This window comes from Pseudomonas sp. HMSC063H08, from assembly GCF_001813645.1.
Classification (GTDB): domain Bacteria; phylum Pseudomonadota; class Gammaproteobacteria; order Pseudomonadales; family Pseudomonadaceae; genus Pseudomonas; species Pseudomonas aeruginosa.
The window spans coordinates 26,029-41,141 of record NZ_KV813325.1 but is presented as its reverse complement, the minus strand read 5'-3'; the positions used below and the strand labels follow the sequence as shown (position 1 = coordinate 41,141).

The following is a 15,113-nucleotide window of genomic DNA, read 5'->3' as shown; positions in this document are numbered from 1 at the left end:
TGGCAGGGCATCGGCGCTCTAGCGGCACCTGATGCGGGGGGCGTGACTGTACCTGAAAGAAAGCCGCGCGAGTGTCGACTCGCGCTCAGGAATGGCTAGCCGATCACCGGCCCTGTGCGCTGCGGCGCAACGTGCCTCAGCGCACCACGATACCGCGGCTGGCCAGGTAGGCCTTGGCTTCCGGCACGGTGTACTCGCCGAAGTGGAAGATGCTCGCCGCGAGCACCGCGTCGGCCTTGCCCTCGAGGATGCCGGCGGCCAGGTGCTCCAGGTTGCCGACGCCGCCGGAAGCGATCACCGGTACGTTCACCGCCTCGCTGATGGCGCGGGTCACGCCCAGGTCGTAACCGCTCTTCACGCCGTCCTGGTCCATGCTGGTCAGGAGAATCTCGCCAGCGCCCAGGTCTTCCATCTTCTTCGCCCAGAGCACGGCATCCAGCCCGGTGGGCTTGCGCCCGCCATGGGTGAAGATTTCCCAGCGCGGCGCCTCGCCCGGGGCGGAAACCTTCTTCGCGTCGATGGCGACCACGATGCACTGCGAGCCGAAGCGGTCGGCGGCCTCACCGACGAACTCGGGGTTGAACACCGCGGCGGTGTTGATCGAGACCTTGTCCGCGCCGGCATTCAACAGGTTGCGGATGTCCTGCACGCTGCGTACGCCGCCGCCCACGGTCAGCGGAATGAACACCTGGCTGGCCATGCGCTCGACGGTATGCAGGGTGGTGTCGCGCCCGTCGACGCTGGCGGTGATGTCGAGGAAGGTGATCTCGTCGGCACCCTGCTCGTCGTAGCGGCGGGCGATCTCGACCGGATCGCCGGCGTCGCGGATGTTCTCGAACTTGACGCCCTTGACCACTCGGCCATTGTCCACGTCGAGGCAGGGGATGATGCGTTTTGCCAGTGCCATGCGGTTCGCCTCAGGCCTTGAAGTTGTCGCACAGCGCCTGGGCTTCGGCCACGTCCAGGGTGCCTTCGTAGATCGCCCGGCCGGTGATGGCGCCGATGATCCCCGGGGTGCGGGCGTCCAGCAGCTTCTGGATGTCGCCGAGATTGTGGATGCCGCCGGAGGCGATCACCGGAATCCGCGTGGCATTGGCCAGCGCGGCGGTAGCCTCGACGTTGCAGCCCTGCATCATGCCGTCCTTGGAGATATCCGTGTAGACGATGGCGGACACCCCGTCGGCCTCGAAGCGACGGGCCAGGTCGATCACCTGGACTTCGCTGACCTCGGCCCAGCCGTCGGTGGCGACGAAACCGTCCTTGGCATCCAGGCCGACGATGACCTTGCCCGGGAAGGCGCGGCAGGCCTCGCCGACGAACTCAGGCTGCTTGACCGCCTTGGTGCCGATGATGACGTAGCTAACGCCGGCGCGAACGTAATGCTCGATGGTCTCCAGCGAGCGGATGCCGCCGCCGATCTGGATCGGCAGGTCCGGGTAGCGACGGGCGATGGCGGTGACCACCTCGCCGTTGACCGGCTTGCCTTCGAAAGCGCCGTTCAGGTCCACCAGGTGCAGGCGGCGGCAACCGCCATCGACCCATTTGGCGGCCATCGCCACCGGATCGTCGGAGAAGACCGTGGCGTCTTCCATCAGGCCCTGGCGCAGACGCACGCAGGCGCCGTCTTTCAAGTCGATCGCGGGAATGATCAGCATCGGTGAACCCTGTTCAAGTCTGTATTCGGTGGACAGGCGCGCGGAAACTCAACTCTTTTCCAGCGCCCAGACATCGCTCTCGATGCTTTCGAACCGTTCCTTCAGGTACGACTGCACGTCGAGGATGGCCTTGTTGTAGAAGTACGGGGCGAACTCGCGGGCGAAGAAATCGAGCAGTTCCTCGGCTTCGAAGGAGCCCAGCTCCAGTTCGAAGCGGTCCTCCATGAAGCGCTTGATCGCCAGTGCCGCGTCCTGGGTCTGCGCGGCGTCCAGCTGGAGGATCGGCGTCTTGCTCTTCGCCCTGGCCATGGGCTACCAGCGCCCGTCCCAGGCCACGAAGTTCTGCAGCAGTTGCAGGCCGTGGGTATGGCTCTTTTCCGGGTGGAACTGCACGGCGAAACGCGAGCCTTCGGCCAGCGCGGCGGCGAAATCGACGCCGTAGTGCCCGTGCCCCACCACCTGGCGCGGATTGCCGGCCTCGATGTAGTAGCTGTGCACGAAGTAGAAGCGCGCCTGGTCGGGAATCTCGTGCCACAGCGGGTGCTCCACCGCCTGGCTCACCTGGTTCCAGCCCATGTGCGGCACCTTCAGGTGCTCGCCGGCTTCGTGCAGGTCCTTGCCGAAGAAGCGCACCTGGCCGGGGAACAGACCGATGCAGTCGACCCCGTCGTTCTCCTCGCTGCGCTCCAGCAATGCCTGCATGCCGACGCAGATGCCGAGGAACGGGCGGTCCTGGCTGACCTCGCGGACCAGGGCGTCGAAGCCCAGGCGGCGGATCTCGGCCATGCAGTCGCGGATCGCGCCAACCCCGGGGAACACCACCCGGTCGGCCTCGCGGATCACCGCCGCGTCGCTGCTCACCAGCACCCGGCCGGCACCGACGTGCTCGAGGGCCTTGGCCACCGAGTGCAGGTTGCCCATGCCGTAGTCGATCACGGCTACCGTCTGCATCACAGGCACCCTTTGGTCGACGGCATCTGCCCGGCCATCCGCTCGTCCAGCTCGATGGCCATGCGCAGCGCTCGGCCGAAGGCCTTGAACACGGTCTCGATCTGGTGGTGGGTGTTGTGCCCGCGCAGGTTGTCGATGTGCAGGGTCACCTGGGCGTGGTTGACGAAGCCCTGGAAGAATTCCATGAACAGGTCGACGTCGAAGCCGCCGACGCTGGCACGGGTAAAGGGTACGTGCATCTGCAGGCCGGGCCGCCCGGAGAAGTCGATGACCACCCGCGACAGCGCCTCGTCGAGGGGCACGTAGGCGTGGCCGTAGCGGCGGATGCCCTTCTTGTCGCCGATGGCCTTGGCGAAGGCCTGGCCGAGGGTGATGCCGATGTCCTCGACGGTGTGGTGATCGTCGATATGCAGGTCGCCCTTGCACTCGATGTCCAGGTCGATCAGGCCGTGGCGGGCGATCTGGTCCATCATGTGGTCGAGGAAGGGAACCCCGGTATCGAACCGGGCCTTGCCGGTCCCATCCAGGTCGATGGAGACCTTGATCTGGGTCTCCAGGGTGTCGCGCGCGACGGATGCCTTGCGTTCGGCCATCACCAGCTCCACAGCTAACACTGCACGTAATTATAAGAGGGCCAGCATTATAGGCAGGCCCGGGCTGGCGCTGCCAGCCGCGACCGTCGGCGCGAATCGCCCCACGGGCGGCGGGCCAGGCCTTACACTGCGCTCCTTCCATCCCGCCGCGGAGAGCCGCATGCCCGTGATCGTCGAAACCCTCGCCCAACCCAGCGCCCAGGATCGCCTGGACCTGGCGAAGATCTACGCCGACGCACCGGACTGGCTGTTCGCCCCGCATGCCGACGGCGCGGCGCTGGTCGCGGCCGGGCTGGCCGCCGGCGAGCTGATCGCCGGGCGCTTCAACGACCGCCTGCTGGGTGCCGCCCTGCTGCGGCGCGGCGGCGACGCCTGGCAGCTGTCGCACCTCTGCGTGCGCGGCATCACCCGCGGCCGCGGGGTCGGCCGACGCCTCCTCGACGAAGCCCGACGCCTGGCCGCCGAAGCCGGCAAGCCGCTGCGCCTGGTCGCCCCGGACGGGCACCTGGAATCCCGCGCCCTCGCCGCGCGCCACGGGCTGCCGCTGGACAGCCTCTGATATGCTCGGCGGCGGTCCCCGCCACGGAGCTTCGCCATGTCCTTTTCCTCCGCCGAACGCGCCGCCCTGCTTGCCCTCAAGGGAGTCGGCCCGACCGTGCTGCAACGCCTGGAACAGATGGGCCTGGACAGTTTCGTCCGGCTGCGCGATTGCGATGCCGCAAGTATCCTCGCCCAAGGCGCGGTCCTGACCGGCTCCAGTTGCTGGAAGAACAGCCCGCAGGCGCGGGCAGCGATCGTCACCGTGCTGCAGCGCGCAGCCAGCGACGCATGAACGACGTCGACGTACTGGTAGTCGGCGCCGGCGCCCTCGGCCTGGCCTGCGCCGCGCGCCTGGCCGAAGCCGGCCACGGCGTACTGGTGGCGGAGCGCGAACGGCTGGTCGGTAGCCACACCTCCAGTCGCAATTCCGAAGTGATCCACGCCGGCCTCTACTACCCGCCCGGCTCGCTCAAGGCCGATCTCTGCCTGGAAGGCCGCGAACGCCTGTACGCCTGGTGCGCCCGCCACGGCGTCGGCCACCGGCGCATCGGCAAGCTGCTGGTGGCGGTGGAGGAAAACGAGCGCGAGAAGCTCCAGGCCCTGGCGGCCAACGCCCGCGCCTGCGGGGTCGACGACCTGATGCCGCTGGACGGCACCACGCTGCGCGCGCTGGAGCCCCAGGTCCGCGGGGTCGCCGCCCTGCTCTCGCCGAGCACGGGAATCATCGACAGCCACGCCTACCTGCAATCGCTGCAGGCCGTCGCCGAGCGCCACGGCGCACAACTGGCGCTGGACACCCGGGTCGACCGCCTGGAGCGCCACGCCGGCGGCTGGCGCGCCGAAGGACAGAGCGTCGGCGAAGCGTTCCGGTTGCGCGCGGGCTGGGTGATCAATGCCGGCGGCCTGTTCGCCCAGGCGCTGGCGCAACGCACCGAAGGCCTCGATCCGCGCCTGGTGCCGGCGCTGCACCTGTGCCAGGGGCGCTATTTCTCCTACAGCGGCCGCTCGCCGTTCCGCCACCTGGTCTACCCGATGCCCGAGGCGCGCACCACAGGGCTCGGCATCCACGCCACCCTCGACCTCGGCGGCCAGTTGCGCTTCGGTCCCGACGTGAATTACGTGGACAACCTCGACTACCGCGTCGACGAATCCCTCGGCCCCGCCTTCGCCCAGACCATCTCGCGCTACTTCCCCGGCATCGACCCTCGGCGCCTGGCCGCCGGCTACGCCGGCATCCGGCCCAAGCTCGGCGGGCCGGGGGAACCCGCCGCCGACTTCATCATCCAAACCCCTGCCGAACACGGCCTGCCCGGCCTGGTCAACCTGTTCGGCATCGAGTCGCCCGGCCTCACCGCCAGCCTGGCGCTCGCCGAACGGGTCGCCCGAGCACTCTGAGACGAGGTTTCGCCGCGCGCAGGGTCGGCCTGGCAAAACGGCGTTGTTATACTCGCCCGCACATTCACCGCTGCCAGCACAAAGGATTCGTCCATGAAAGCATTCGGCAAGGTCCTGGGGCTGTTCTTCCTGGGACTCTTACTGCTCGTCGTGGCCCTGGGCTTCGCCCTGACCCACCTGTTCGATCCCAATGACTACAAGGACGAAATCCGCCAGATCGCCCGCGACAAGGCCAACCTGGAGCTGGACCTGAAGGGCGACATCGGCTGGAGCCTGTTCCCCTGGCTGGGCCTGGAACTGCACGACACCAGCATCGCCAGCGCCGCCACGCCGACCAAGCCGTTCGCCGACCTGCAGATGCTCGGCCTGTCGGTGCGGGTCCTGCCGCTGCTGCGCAAGGACGTACAGATGAGCGCGATCCGCGTCGAAGGCCTGAGCCTGGACCTGGTCCGCGACAAACAGGGCAAGGGCAACTGGGAAAACATCGGCAAGCCGGCCCAGCCCCAGGCCTCGGTCGCTCCTTCCGCCACCCCGCCGGCAGCGGACGGCAAGGGCGCCCAGGCGCAGGCACCGGAGCAGGCGCCGCAGAACGACAGCCCGCGCACCCCGATCAAGCTCGACATCGACAGCCTCAACGTCAACAACGCCCGCGTCACCTACACCGACGAAGCCAGCGGCAAGCAGTACAACGTCGAGGGCATCGAGCTGAGTACCGGCGCCATTCGCGAAGGCAGCAGCATTCCGCTGAAGCTCAACGCCTACCTCGGCACCAACCAGCCGGTGGTGCGGGTCAAGACCGAGCTGACCGGCAACCTGCGCTTCGACACCGCGCTCAGACGCTACCAACTGGAAGACGCCAGGCTCTCCGGCGAGGCCTCGGGCGAGCCGCTGCAAGGCAAGACCGCCACCTTCTCCGCCCAGGGCCAGTTGCTGCTCGACCAGTCGGCGCAGATCGCCGAGTGGAACGGCCTGAAGCTGAGCGTCAACCAGTTGCGCGCCCTCGGCGAACTGAAGGCCCGCGAGCTGGACAAGGACGCCAAATTCAGCGGCGGCCTGTCGATCGCGCCGATGAACCTGCGCGAGTTCCTCGCCGGCATCGGTGTGACCCTGCCGGCCATGGCCGACGCCAACACCCTCGGCAAGTTCGAGCTGAACACCCGCCTGGCCGGCAGCCGCAACAGCCTGAATCTCGAAGACCTCAAGCTGGGCCTGGACGACACCGCCTTCAGCGGCCGCTTCGGCATCGCCGATTTCGCCAGGCAATCGCTGCGCGCCCAGCTCAAGGGCGACAAGCTCGACCTCGACCGCTACCTGCCGGCCAAGGCCAAGCAGGCCCAGGATGCCGCCAGCGCCACGCGCAAGGCGGAAGTCGACGCCACCGTGGCCAGTGCCGCCCAGGGCAACACGCCGCTACCGGAAAAACCGACCAGGCAGGCCTGGAGCGACGCGCCGCTGCTGCCCATGGCGACCCTGCGCAAGCTCGACCTGGACGTGGCGCTGAACTTCGGCCGGCTGACCGTCGAGAAGCTGCCGATCGACGACGCCAGCCTGAAGCTGCGTGGCCAGGGCGGCGTGATCAGCCTCGACGACATGCGCGGCGGGCTGTACAACGGCCGCTTCAACGCCAAGGCCAACCTCGACGTACGCCAGGACAGCGCCGTGTTGACCGCCACCAAGCACATCGCCAACGTGCCGGTGGAGCGCTTGCTCGAAGCCCAGGGCAAGAAACCGCCGGTGAAGGGGCTGCTCGACCTCGACGCCGACATCCGCACCAGCGGCAACAGCGAGAAGTCCTGGATCGGCCATCTCAACGGCAGCGCACGCTTCAGCCTGATCAACGGCGTGCTGCTCGACGCCAACCTGGAACAACAGCTCTGCCAGGGCATCGCTACCCTCAACCGCAAGGCCCTTGCCGGTACCCACGGCGGCAAGGACACGCCTTTCCGCGAGCTCAAGGGCAGCCTGAACTTCACCAACGGCGTGGCCAGCAACCCTGACCTGAAAGTGGCCATTCCCGGCCTGGCGGTCAGCGGCCACGGCGATATCGACCTGCGCGTGCTGGGCATGGACTATCGCATCGGCGTGGAGATCCAGGGCGACAAGAGCGACATGCCGGACCCGGCCTGCCAGGTCAACCAGCGCTACGCCGGCATCGAATGGCCGCTGCTCTGCCGCGGCCCGCTGGAACTCGGCGCCAAGGCCTGCCGCCTGGACAAGGAAGGCCTGGGCAAGGTCGCCGCGAAACTGGCCGGCAATCGCCTCAACGAAAAACTCGAAGAGAAGCTCGGCGACAAGGTCAGTCCGGAGCTGAAAGACGCACTCAAAGGGCTGTTCAACCGCAAATGACACCTGAAGGCTTCAACGGCGCGGTCCTCGACTGGTACGACCGTCACGGTCGCAAGGACCTGCCCTGGCAGCAGGGCATCACCCCCTACCGGGTGTGGGTCTCGGAAATCATGCTGCAACAGACCCAGGTCAGCACCGTGCTCGGTTACTTCGACCGTTTCATGGCAGCGTTGCCCGACGTCGAGGCACTGGCCGCGGCGGCCGAGGACGAAGTCCTGCACCTGTGGACCGGGCTCGGCTACTACAGCCGTGCGCGCAACCTGCACAAGACCGCGCAGATCGTGGTCGAGCGGCATGCCGGGGAGTTCCCCCGCGACGTCGAGCAACTCGCCGAACTGCCCGGCATCGGCCGCTCCACCGCTGGAGCCATCGCCAGCCTGTCGATGGGCCTGCGCGCACCGATCCTCGACGGCAACGTCAAGCGCGTACTGGCGCGCTACCTGGCGCAGGACGGCTATCCCGGCGAACCGAAGGTGGCCAGGGCGCTGTGGGAAGCCGCCGAGCGCTTCACCCCGCACGCACGGGTCAACCACTACACCCAGGCGATGATGGACCTCGGCGCCACCCTCTGCACGCGCAGCAAGCCCAGTTGCCTGCTTTGCCCGCTGGTCTCCGGCTGCCGCGCGCACCTGCTCGGCCGCGAAGCCGATTATCCGCAGCCCAAGCCGCGCAAGGCGTTGCCGCAGAAGCGCACGCTGATGCCGATCCTGGCCAACCGCGACGGCGCCATACTGCTCTACCGGCGGCCTTCCAGCGGACTCTGGGGCGGGCTCTGGAGCCTCCCCGAACTGGACGACCTCGACGGCCTCGAACCGCTCGCCGCGCGCCATTCCCTGGCCCTCGGCGAGCGCCGCGAACTGAGCGGCCTGACCCATACCTTCAGTCATTTCCAGCTCGCCATCGAGCCCTGGCTGGTGGCGGTGGAAGGCGCTCCGCGCGCCGTGGCCGAGGGCGACTGGCTCTGGTATAACCTCGCCACCCCGCCGCGCCTGGGCCTCGCCGCTCCGGTGAAGAAGCTGCTCAAGCGCGCAGAACAGGAACTCGGACGCGGCACGACCGCGTGAATGCCGGGCCCGCGGGCCCGGCGGCAACTGCAGGAGAACGACCATGAGCCGCACCGTGATGTGCCGCAAGTACCACGAAGAGCTGCCCGGCCTCGACCGCCCGCCGTATCCGGGCGCGAAGGGCGAGGACATCTACAACAACGTGTCGCGCAAGGCCTGGGACGAGTGGCAGAAGCACCAGACCATGCTGATCAACGAGCGTCGCCTGAACATGATGAACGCCGAGGACCGCAAGTTCCTCCAGCAGGAGATGGACAAGTTCCTCTCCGGCGAGGACTACGCCAAGGCCGACGGCTACGTGCCGCCATCCGCCTGAGCCCCACCCCGCCCGACGGAGGCCGCCATGACCCCATCCCTCTCTGGCCTGCCTCCGATCCGCACCGCGCTGATCGGCTACGGCTTCGCCGGCAAGACCTTCCACGCCCCGCTGATCCGCGCGGTACCGGCATTGCGCCTGGAGCGCGTGGTCTCGCGCGACGCCGGGCGGGTGCACGCCGACCTGCCCGAAGCCCGGATCAGCGCCGACCCGGATGAGGCCATCGAGGCCGCCGACATCGACCTGGTGGTCATCGCCTCGCCCAACGCCACCCACGCCAGCCTCGCCGAACGGGCCTTGCGCGCCGGCAAGCACGTGGTGGTGGACAAGCCGTTCACCGTCACCCTGGCCGAAGCCCGGCGCCTCGCCGACCTCGCCCGCGAACGGCCTGGCCAGGTCCTCTCGGTGTTCCAGAACCGGCGCTTCGACAGCGACTTCCTCGCCGTGGAGGCCGCCCTGCAGGCCGGCAGCATCGGCCCGGTGCGCTACTTCGAGTCGGCCATCGAGCGCTTCCGTCCGCAGGTCCGCGACCGCTGGCGCGAACACGACCTGCCCGGCTCCGGGCTGTGGTTCGACCTCGGCCCGCACCTGCTCGACCAGGCACTGTGCCTGTTCGGCATACCGCAGCGTATGCACGGACACCTGCGCCGGCTGCGCGAGGGCGCGCTGACCGACGACTGGTTCGAGGTCCTGCTCGACTATCCGCACTGCCAGGTGGCGCTGCGCGCCAGCATGCTCGCCGCCAATCCGGCGCCACGCTTCAATGTGCACGGCGACCACGGCAGCCTGCTAAAGGCCGGCGCCGACATCCAGGAAGCGCAACTGCTCCAGGGACTGCACCCCGGTTCCGCCGGCTGGGGCCGCGATCCCGACCTGTTGCAGCATATCGACGGCCAGGGCCTGCGCCAGTCGCTGGTCACCCCGGCCGGCGACCAGAGCCGCTACTACCAGGCGCTAGCCGCCGCCATCCGCGGTCAGTCGCGCAACCCGGTGTCGGCGCAACAGGCCTGCGCGCTGATGGCCCTGCTGGAGTTGGCACGACGCTCCGCCGAGGAAGGCCGGAGCCTGCCGGTGGAGCTGCGCGACGAGGAACGCCAGGCCTGGAACTGAGGCACGGCAGTCCGGCGGAAACCGCGAGGGGATCGTAAGGCGTTAAAAAACAAAAAAAATTTCTTCGCCGGTGTTGACACTGCCGCGCTAAACCCGTTTAATTGCGCCCCGTTGCCCAGGTAGCTCAGTTGGTAGAGCAGGGGATTGAAAATCCCCGTGTCGGCGGTTCGATTCCGTCCCTGGGCACCATGAACACGACGAAAAGGCTCACCTCCGGGTGGGCCTTTTTGCTTTCCGCCGTTCGCCTAGACGTGCTGCCCGCCGTTGACGTGGATTTCCGCGCCATTCACGTAGGATGCGCCGCTGGTGCAGAGGAAGTAGATCAGCGAAGCGATCTCCTCCGGCCGGCCGAGGCGGTGCAGCGGGATGCTGCGCTCGACGATCTCCTCGGTGCCCGGCGACAGGATCGAGGTGTCGATCTCCCCCGGCGCGATGGCGTTCACCCGCACCCCATGCGGGCCGAAGTCGTGGGCCATCTCGCGGGTCAGCGCGGACAACGCCGCCTTGGAAGTGGCGTAGGCCACCCCGGCGAACGGATGCACCTTCGAGCCGGCGATGGAGGTCACGTTGATCACCGTTCCCTGCGCCGCCTTCAGCTCGGCGAACAGGCCGCGCGCCAGCAGCGCGGTGGAGAACAGGTTGACGTTGAACACCCGCAGCCAGGTGGCGTAGTCGGTTTCCAGCACACCGAGGCGCTCGCCGCCTTCGCCCTTGGGCGAGATGCCGGCATTGTCCACCAGCGCGTGGAGCCGGCCGTCGCCAAGCTTCTCGCGGATCAGTTCCAGGCTGGCCTCGACGCCGGGAATGTCCTCCAGGTCCAGATGGATGTGGTTTTCCTCGCCGTCCGCCCAGGGACATTCGCTGGCCCAGCTCTGCCGCGACGCGGTGAACACCCGCCAACCCGCGGCATTGAAGTACTTCACCGTGGCATGCCCGATACCGCGGCTCGCCCCGGTCAGCAACAGGGTCTTTCTCTCCGCCATACGCCCTCCGTGAAGGCCTGCTGGAATGAACGCGACTCGCACAGCCTACAAGGAATGACGAATCGCCGCGGCGGATCTTTCGCCCATCCCGGCGAACGGCCGAGCGTGAGCCAGGCAGTGCCGATAGACTAGGCGGACCCTGTCAGGACCCCGATCGATGCTGAAGAAAAGCTTCAACTCCCTGCTCGCCACCTGGCTCGCCGGCCTGCTGGTGATGCTGCCGCTGGTACTCACCGTAGCCTTGCTGGCCTGGGTGGTCAGCTTGCTGAACCGCTTCGTCGGTCCATCCAGCCTGATCGGTCGCGGCTTCGCCGCCATCGGCCAGCCGCTCGCCGGCGATTCACCACTGGCCTACCTGCTCGGTACCGCGCTACTGCTGGTAGCCATCTACCTGCTTGGCCTCGGCGTACAGCTAGGCCTGAAGCGGCCGCTGGCCAACCTGTTCGACCTGACCCTGCGGCGCACCCCGCTGATCGGCAACCTGTACAACCTGGCCGACCGTTTCGTCGGCCTGCTGGACAAGAAGCAGGACGCCGACATCGCCGCGATGAGTCCGGTGTGGTGTTTCTTCGGCGGCGACGGCGCCGCCGTGCTGGCGCTGATGCCCAACCCCGAAGCGGTGGAACTGGACGGCCGCGCGCACTACGCGATCCTGGTGCCGACCGCGCCGATCCCGGTGGGCGGCGGCCTGCTCTACGTTCCGGTGGAATGGGTGAAACCGGCACAGATCGGCATGGACACCTTCACCAGCATCTATGTGTCGATGGGCATCACCCCACCGCCGCCGCTGGCCGCCGCCAAGGTGCTGGCGGAGCCGCGCGCGGAGCAGCCGCCGGCGGCTCCATAGGCGGTCCCGCGTGCCCGGGAACGGGGCGCGCACCGACCTCCAGGCTCTGCTTCAGGTCAGGGTTCGCCAGGAGTTTTCTTCGAAAGCCGACAGTTTTGTTCCTACGCGACAGCGCACTGCAGCGATGCGACAAGATGCCGCCAACCCCGCTCCAGAGGCACGCAGCCTGCTTGGCTCCGGTTGAAGCGCTGTGCTAGCTTGCCTTCGCCAGGAAGGCCCTTCCAATCCGAATAACAAGAGGAAAATCCATGGCCGAGGCCACCCCCGCACTGGAAATCCGTAACCTGCACAAGCGCTACGGCGACCTCGAAGTGCTCAAGGGCATCTCCCTCACCGCCCGCGACGGCGACGTGATCTCCATCCTCGGATCGTCCGGCTCGGGCAAATCCACCTTCCTGCGCTGCATCAACCTGCTGGAGAACCCGCACCAGGGCCAGATCCTGGTCTCCGGCGAAGAGCTGCGCCTGAAGAAGAGCAAGAACGGCGACCTGGTCGCCGCCGACAGCCAGCAGATCAACCGGCTGCGCAGCGAACTCGGTTTCGTCTTCCAGAATTTCAACCTGTGGCCGCACATGAGCATCCTCGACAACGTGATCGAGGCGCCACGTCGCGTACTGGGCAAGAGCAAGGCCGAAGCGATCGAGATCGCCGAGGGCCTACTGGCCAAGGTCGGCATCGCCGAGGGCCTACTGGCCAAGGTCGGCATCGCCGACAAGCGCCACAGCTATCCCGCGCAACTTTCCGGCGGCCAGCAGCAGCGCGCGGCCATCGCCCGGACCCTGGCCATGCAACCCAAGGTGATCCTGTTCGACGAGCCCACCTCGGCGCTCGACCCGGAAATGGTACAGGAAGTGCTTAACGTGATCCGTGCGCTCGCCGAAGAGGGCCGGACCATGCTGCTGGTCACCCACGAAATGAGCTTCGCCCGCCAGGTTTCCAGCGAGGTGGTATTCCTCCACCAGGGCCTGGTAGAAGAGCAGGGAACGCCGCAACAGGTTTTCGAAAACCCCCAGTCGGCGCGCTGCAAACAGTTCATGTCCAGCCACCGCTAACGGAGCAACACCGCATGAAGAACTATAAGAAGATCCTGCTGGCCGCCGCTGCAACCCTGGCCTTCGCCCTCGACGCCAGCGCCGCCGACAAGCTGCGCATCGGCACCGAAGGCGCCTACCCGCCCTTCAACGGCATCGATGCCAGCGGCCAGGCGGTCGGCTTCGACCTCGACATCGGCAAGGCGCTGTGCGCCAAGATGAAGACCGAGTGCGAGGTGGTGACCTCCGACTGGGACGGCATCATCCCGGCGTTGAACGCCAAGAAGTTCGACTTCATCGTCGCGTCCATGTCGATCACCGACGAGCGCAAGCAGGCAGTCGACTTCACCGATCCCTACTACACCAACAAGCTGCAGTTCGTCGCGCCGAAGAGCGTCGACTTCAAGACCGACAAGGACTCCCTGAAGGGCAAGGTGATCGGCGCCCAGCGCGCCACCATCGCCGGCACCTGGCTGGAAGACAACATGGCCGACGTGGTCACCATCAAGCTCTACGACACCCAGGAGAACGCCTACCTCGACCTCTCCTCGGGGCGCCTGGACGGCGTGCTGGCCGACAAGTTCGTGCAGTACGACTGGCTGAAGAGCGACGCCGGCAAGGAGTTCGAGTTCAAGGGCGAACCGGTGTTCGACAACGACAAGATCGGTATCGCCGTGCGCAAGGGCGACCCGCTGCGCGAGAAGCTCAACGCCGCGCTGAAGGAAATCGTCGCCGACGGTACCTACAAGAAGATCAACGACAAGTACTTCCCCTTCAGCATCTATTGATGCCAAGCCAGGCTACCGCCGGGCGCGTCCCGGCGGTGGCCGCCTTCAGGCCTGACTTCTCATGATTCTCGACCTGCATGGGTTCGGCGAGCAACTGCTCGCCGGTACCTGGATGACCCTCAAGCTGTCGCTGGCGGCGGTCTGCGTGGGGCTGTTGCTCGGCCTCCTCGGCGCCATCGCGAAGACTTCGAAGTACGCGGCCCTGCGCTTCCTCGGCGGCACCTACACCACCATCGTCCGTGGCGTGCCGGAAACGCTCTGGGTACTGATGATCTATTTCGGCACGGTGAGCGGCCTGAACGCCCTCGGCGACCTTTTCGGCAAGCCGGACCTAGCGCTCTCGCCGTTCGCCGCCGGCACCCTGGCCCTCGGCCTGTGCTTCGGCGCCTACGCCACCGAGGTGTTCCGCGGCGCGCTGTTGTCCATTCCGCGCGGCCATCGCGAGGCCGGCCAGGCGCTCGGCCTGTCGTCCGGACGGATCTTCTGGCGCATCGTCCTGCCGCAGATCTGGCGGGTCGCCCTGCCCGGCCTCGGCAACCTGTACCTGATCCTGCTGAAGGACACCGCGCTGGTGTCGCTGATCACCCTCGACGAGATCATGCGCAAGGCGCAGGTCGCCTCCAACGCGACCAAGGAACCCTTCACCTTCTACATGACCGCGGCCGCCATCTACCTGAGCCTCACGGTCGTCATCATGGTCGCCCTGCACTTCCTCGAACGTCGCGCCGGCCGTGGTTTCGTGAGGAACGAGCTATGAGCGAGTGGGAGCTGATCCTCAAGTGGATGCCGAAGATGCTCCAGGGCGCGGCGCTGACCCTGGAGCTGCTGGCGATCGCGGTGGTCGCCGGGCTCGCCCTGGCCCTGCCGCTGGGCATCGCCCGCGCCTCGCGGCACTGGTACGTGCGCGCGGTGCCGTACGCCTACATCTTCTTCTTCCGCGGCACGCCGCTGCTGCTGCAACTGTTCATCGTCTACTACGGCCTGGCGCAGTTCGAGGAAGTGCGCAAGAGCGCCTTCTGGCCCTACCTGCGCGATCCGTACTGGTGCGCGCTGCTGACCATGACCCTGCACACCGCCGCCTATATCGCCGAGATCCTCCGCGGCGCGATCCACTCGGTGCCGGTCGGCGAGGTGGAGGCCGCCCGCGCCCTCGGCATGTCGCGGCGCCAGGCGCTCTGGCACATCATCCTGCCGCGCGCGGTGCGCATCGGCCTGCCGGCCTACAGCAACGAAGTGATCCTGATGCTCAAGGCCAGCGCGGTGGTCTACACCGTGACCCTGTTCGACATCATGGGCATGGCCCGGACCATCATCGCCCGCACCTACGAATCGATGCTGTTCTTCTGCCTGGCCGGCGCGCTGTACCTGGTGATCACCATCGTGCTGACGCGGATCTTCCGCCTGATCGAACGCTGGTTGCGGGTCGACGCCACCCAGGGCCGCTGAGCGGGCGCTTTCCGATGCCTGCGGGGCGGCTATAATCGCCGCCCCGTT

18 protein-coding genes and 1 tRNA gene are annotated in these 15,113 nt (G+C 67.3%); 13 read left to right on the top strand and 6 right to left on the bottom strand.

Going from position 1 to position 15,113, the window contains the following annotated elements; all coding sequences use genetic code 11:
• Nucleotides 1-136: 136 nt before the first annotated feature.
• From hisF to hisB, 5 genes are read right to left on the bottom strand one after another with little or no spacing between them, the layout of a single operon-like run.
• Nucleotides 137-907 (bottom strand): imidazole glycerol phosphate synthase subunit HisF, encoded by a 771-nt coding sequence (gene hisF, locus HMPREF2924_RS00685; protein ID WP_003106334.1) that lies wholly within the window; start codon nt 905-907, stop codon nt 137-139.
• Between the two features lie 10 nt (nt 908-917).
• Nucleotides 918-1,655 carry a 1-(5-phosphoribosyl)-5-[(5-phosphoribosylamino)methylideneamino]imidazole-4-carboxamide isomerase gene (gene hisA, locus HMPREF2924_RS00680; RefSeq protein ID WP_003106336.1) on the bottom strand — a complete coding sequence of 246 codons (738 nt, stop codon included), beginning with the start codon at nt 1,653-1,655 and terminating at the stop codon, nt 918-920.
• A gap of 48 nt (nt 1,656-1,703) precedes the next feature.
• Nucleotides 1,704-1,964 carry a DUF2164 domain-containing protein gene (locus HMPREF2924_RS00675; RefSeq protein ID WP_003111635.1) on the bottom strand — a complete coding sequence of 87 codons (261 nt, stop codon included), beginning with the start codon at nt 1,962-1,964 and terminating at the stop codon, nt 1,704-1,706.
• Between the two features lie 3 nt (nt 1,965-1,967).
• Entirely contained in the window at nt 1,968-2,606 is a 639-nt protein-coding gene (gene hisH / locus HMPREF2924_RS00670) for an imidazole glycerol phosphate synthase subunit HisH (protein ID WP_003096087.1), read from the bottom strand.
• Entirely contained in the window at nt 2,606-3,199 is a 594-nt protein-coding gene (hisB, locus tag HMPREF2924_RS00665) for an imidazoleglycerol-phosphate dehydratase HisB (RefSeq protein ID WP_003096088.1), read from the bottom strand. The genes hisH and hisB overlap by 1 nt, the downstream gene beginning before the upstream one ends.
• A gap of 160 nt (nt 3,200-3,359) precedes the next feature.
• Here hisB and HMPREF2924_RS00660 point away from each other — a divergent pair, with 160 nt between their 5' ends.
• The 8 genes from HMPREF2924_RS00660 to HMPREF2924_RS00625 all read left to right on the top strand — a co-directional run bounded on the left by HMPREF2924_RS00660 (nt 3,360) and on the right by HMPREF2924_RS00625 (nt 10,159).
• Nucleotides 3,360-3,758 carry an acetyl-CoA sensor PanZ family protein gene (locus tag HMPREF2924_RS00660; protein ID WP_003135903.1) on the top strand — a complete coding sequence of 133 codons (399 nt, stop codon included), beginning with the start codon at nt 3,360-3,362 and terminating at the stop codon, nt 3,756-3,758.
• A gap of 36 nt (nt 3,759-3,794) precedes the next feature.
• Nucleotides 3,795-4,031 carry a hypothetical protein gene (locus HMPREF2924_RS00655; protein ID WP_011666785.1) on the top strand — a complete coding sequence of 79 codons (237 nt, stop codon included), beginning with the start codon at nt 3,795-3,797 and terminating at the stop codon, nt 4,029-4,031.
• Nucleotides 4,028-5,134: an NAD(P)/FAD-dependent oxidoreductase gene (locus HMPREF2924_RS00650; RefSeq protein ID WP_003135905.1), complete on the top strand. Its 1,107-nt coding sequence runs from the start codon at nt 4,028-4,030 to the stop codon at nt 5,132-5,134. The genes HMPREF2924_RS00655 and HMPREF2924_RS00650 overlap by 4 nt, the downstream gene beginning before the upstream one ends.
• 93 nt (nt 5,135-5,227) lie before the next feature.
• Nucleotides 5,228-7,480, top strand: a complete 2,253-nt coding sequence (locus tag HMPREF2924_RS00645; RefSeq protein WP_003135907.1) for an AsmA family protein — start codon at nt 5,228-5,230, stop codon at nt 7,478-7,480.
• Nucleotides 7,477-8,544 (top strand): A/G-specific adenine glycosylase, encoded by a 1,068-nt coding sequence (mutY, locus tag HMPREF2924_RS00640; protein ID WP_003096098.1) that lies wholly within the window; start codon nt 7,477-7,479, stop codon nt 8,542-8,544. The genes HMPREF2924_RS00645 and mutY overlap by 4 nt, the downstream gene beginning before the upstream one ends.
• Nucleotides 8,545-8,587: 43 nt before the next feature.
• Nucleotides 8,588-8,860 carry an oxidative damage protection protein gene (locus tag HMPREF2924_RS00635; RefSeq protein WP_003096100.1) on the top strand — a complete coding sequence of 91 codons (273 nt, stop codon included), beginning with the start codon at nt 8,588-8,590 and terminating at the stop codon, nt 8,858-8,860.
• A 27-nt stretch (nt 8,861-8,887) separates the two neighbouring features.
• Nucleotides 8,888-9,970: an oxidoreductase gene (locus HMPREF2924_RS00630; protein ID WP_003110599.1), complete on the top strand. Its 1,083-nt coding sequence runs from the start codon at nt 8,888-8,890 to the stop codon at nt 9,968-9,970.
• Nucleotides 9,971-10,083: 113 nt separating this feature from the next.
• Nucleotides 10,084-10,159: transfer RNA gene (locus tag HMPREF2924_RS00625), tRNA-Phe, on the top strand.
• Nucleotides 10,160-10,215: 56 nt separating this feature from the next.
• Here HMPREF2924_RS00625 and HMPREF2924_RS00620 read toward each other — a convergent pair.
• A complete protein-coding gene (locus HMPREF2924_RS00620) occupies nt 10,216-10,953 on the bottom strand; it encodes an SDR family NAD(P)-dependent oxidoreductase (protein WP_003096148.1) in 738 nt (245 codons plus the stop codon).
• A gap of 157 nt (nt 10,954-11,110) precedes the next feature.
• On the opposite strand from HMPREF2924_RS00620, the gene HMPREF2924_RS00615 reads away from it, so the two are divergent.
• The 5 genes from HMPREF2924_RS00615 to HMPREF2924_RS00595 all read left to right on the top strand — a co-directional run bounded on the left by HMPREF2924_RS00615 (nt 11,111) and on the right by HMPREF2924_RS00595 (nt 15,065).
• A complete protein-coding gene (locus tag HMPREF2924_RS00615) occupies nt 11,111-11,800 on the top strand; it encodes a DUF502 domain-containing protein (protein WP_003135910.1) in 690 nt (229 codons plus the stop codon).
• A 248-nt stretch (nt 11,801-12,048) separates the two neighbouring features.
• Nucleotides 12,049-12,852: an ABC transporter ATP-binding protein gene (locus tag HMPREF2924_RS00610; protein WP_070700303.1), complete on the top strand. Its 804-nt coding sequence runs from the start codon at nt 12,049-12,051 to the stop codon at nt 12,850-12,852.
• A gap of 14 nt (nt 12,853-12,866) precedes the next feature.
• Nucleotides 12,867-13,619 (top strand): ABC transporter substrate-binding protein, encoded by a 753-nt coding sequence (locus HMPREF2924_RS00605; RefSeq protein ID WP_003096156.1) that lies wholly within the window; start codon nt 12,867-12,869, stop codon nt 13,617-13,619.
• A gap of 61 nt (nt 13,620-13,680) precedes the next feature.
• Nucleotides 13,681-14,376 (top strand): ABC transporter permease, encoded by a 696-nt coding sequence (locus tag HMPREF2924_RS00600; protein WP_003135913.1) that lies wholly within the window; start codon nt 13,681-13,683, stop codon nt 14,374-14,376.
• Nucleotides 14,373-15,065: an ABC transporter permease gene (locus HMPREF2924_RS00595; RefSeq protein WP_003096163.1), complete on the top strand. Its 693-nt coding sequence runs from the start codon at nt 14,373-14,375 to the stop codon at nt 15,063-15,065. Before HMPREF2924_RS00600 ends, HMPREF2924_RS00595 begins: the two co-directional genes overlap by 4 nt.
• Nucleotides 15,066-15,113: the final 48 nt, after the last annotated feature.

What these genes read in the sequence shown, in the direction of transcription:
- hisF (WP_003106334.1), bottom strand. Translation starts at nt 907, where the DNA reads ATGGCACTGGCAAAACGCATCATCCCCTGCCTCGACGTGGACAATGGC.
- hisA (WP_003106336.1), bottom strand. Translation starts at nt 1,655, where the DNA reads ATGCTGATCATTCCCGCGATCGACTTGAAAGACGGCGCCTGCGTGCGT.
- HMPREF2924_RS00675 (WP_003111635.1), bottom strand. Translation starts at nt 1,964, where the DNA reads ATGGCCAGGGCGAAGAGCAAGACGCCGATCCTCCAGCTGGACGCCGCG.
- hisH (WP_003096087.1), bottom strand. Translation starts at nt 2,606, where the DNA reads ATGCAGACGGTAGCCGTGATCGACTACGGCATGGGCAACCTGCACTCG.
- hisB (WP_003096088.1), bottom strand. Translation starts at nt 3,199, where the DNA reads ATGGCCGAACGCAAGGCATCCGTCGCGCGCGACACCCTGGAGACCCAG.
- HMPREF2924_RS00660 (WP_003135903.1), top strand. Translation starts at nt 3,360, where the DNA reads ATGCCCGTGATCGTCGAAACCCTCGCCCAACCCAGCGCCCAGGATCGC.
- HMPREF2924_RS00655 (WP_011666785.1), top strand. Translation starts at nt 3,795, where the DNA reads ATGTCCTTTTCCTCCGCCGAACGCGCCGCCCTGCTTGCCCTCAAGGGA.
- HMPREF2924_RS00650 (WP_003135905.1), top strand. Translation starts at nt 4,028, where the DNA reads ATGAACGACGTCGACGTACTGGTAGTCGGCGCCGGCGCCCTCGGCCTG.
- HMPREF2924_RS00645 (WP_003135907.1), top strand. Translation starts at nt 5,228, where the DNA reads ATGAAAGCATTCGGCAAGGTCCTGGGGCTGTTCTTCCTGGGACTCTTA.
- mutY (WP_003096098.1), top strand. Translation starts at nt 7,477, where the DNA reads ATGACACCTGAAGGCTTCAACGGCGCGGTCCTCGACTGGTACGACCGT.
- HMPREF2924_RS00635 (WP_003096100.1), top strand. Translation starts at nt 8,588, where the DNA reads ATGAGCCGCACCGTGATGTGCCGCAAGTACCACGAAGAGCTGCCCGGC.
- HMPREF2924_RS00630 (WP_003110599.1), top strand. Translation starts at nt 8,888, where the DNA reads ATGACCCCATCCCTCTCTGGCCTGCCTCCGATCCGCACCGCGCTGATC.
- HMPREF2924_RS00620 (WP_003096148.1), bottom strand. Translation starts at nt 10,953, where the DNA reads ATGGCGGAGAGAAAGACCCTGTTGCTGACCGGGGCGAGCCGCGGTATC.
- HMPREF2924_RS00615 (WP_003135910.1), top strand. Translation starts at nt 11,111, where the DNA reads ATGCTGAAGAAAAGCTTCAACTCCCTGCTCGCCACCTGGCTCGCCGGC.
- HMPREF2924_RS00610 (WP_070700303.1), top strand. Translation starts at nt 12,049, where the DNA reads ATGGCCGAGGCCACCCCCGCACTGGAAATCCGTAACCTGCACAAGCGC.
- HMPREF2924_RS00605 (WP_003096156.1), top strand. Translation starts at nt 12,867, where the DNA reads ATGAAGAACTATAAGAAGATCCTGCTGGCCGCCGCTGCAACCCTGGCC.
- HMPREF2924_RS00600 (WP_003135913.1), top strand. Translation starts at nt 13,681, where the DNA reads ATGATTCTCGACCTGCATGGGTTCGGCGAGCAACTGCTCGCCGGTACC.
- HMPREF2924_RS00595 (WP_003096163.1), top strand. Translation starts at nt 14,373, where the DNA reads ATGAGCGAGTGGGAGCTGATCCTCAAGTGGATGCCGAAGATGCTCCAG.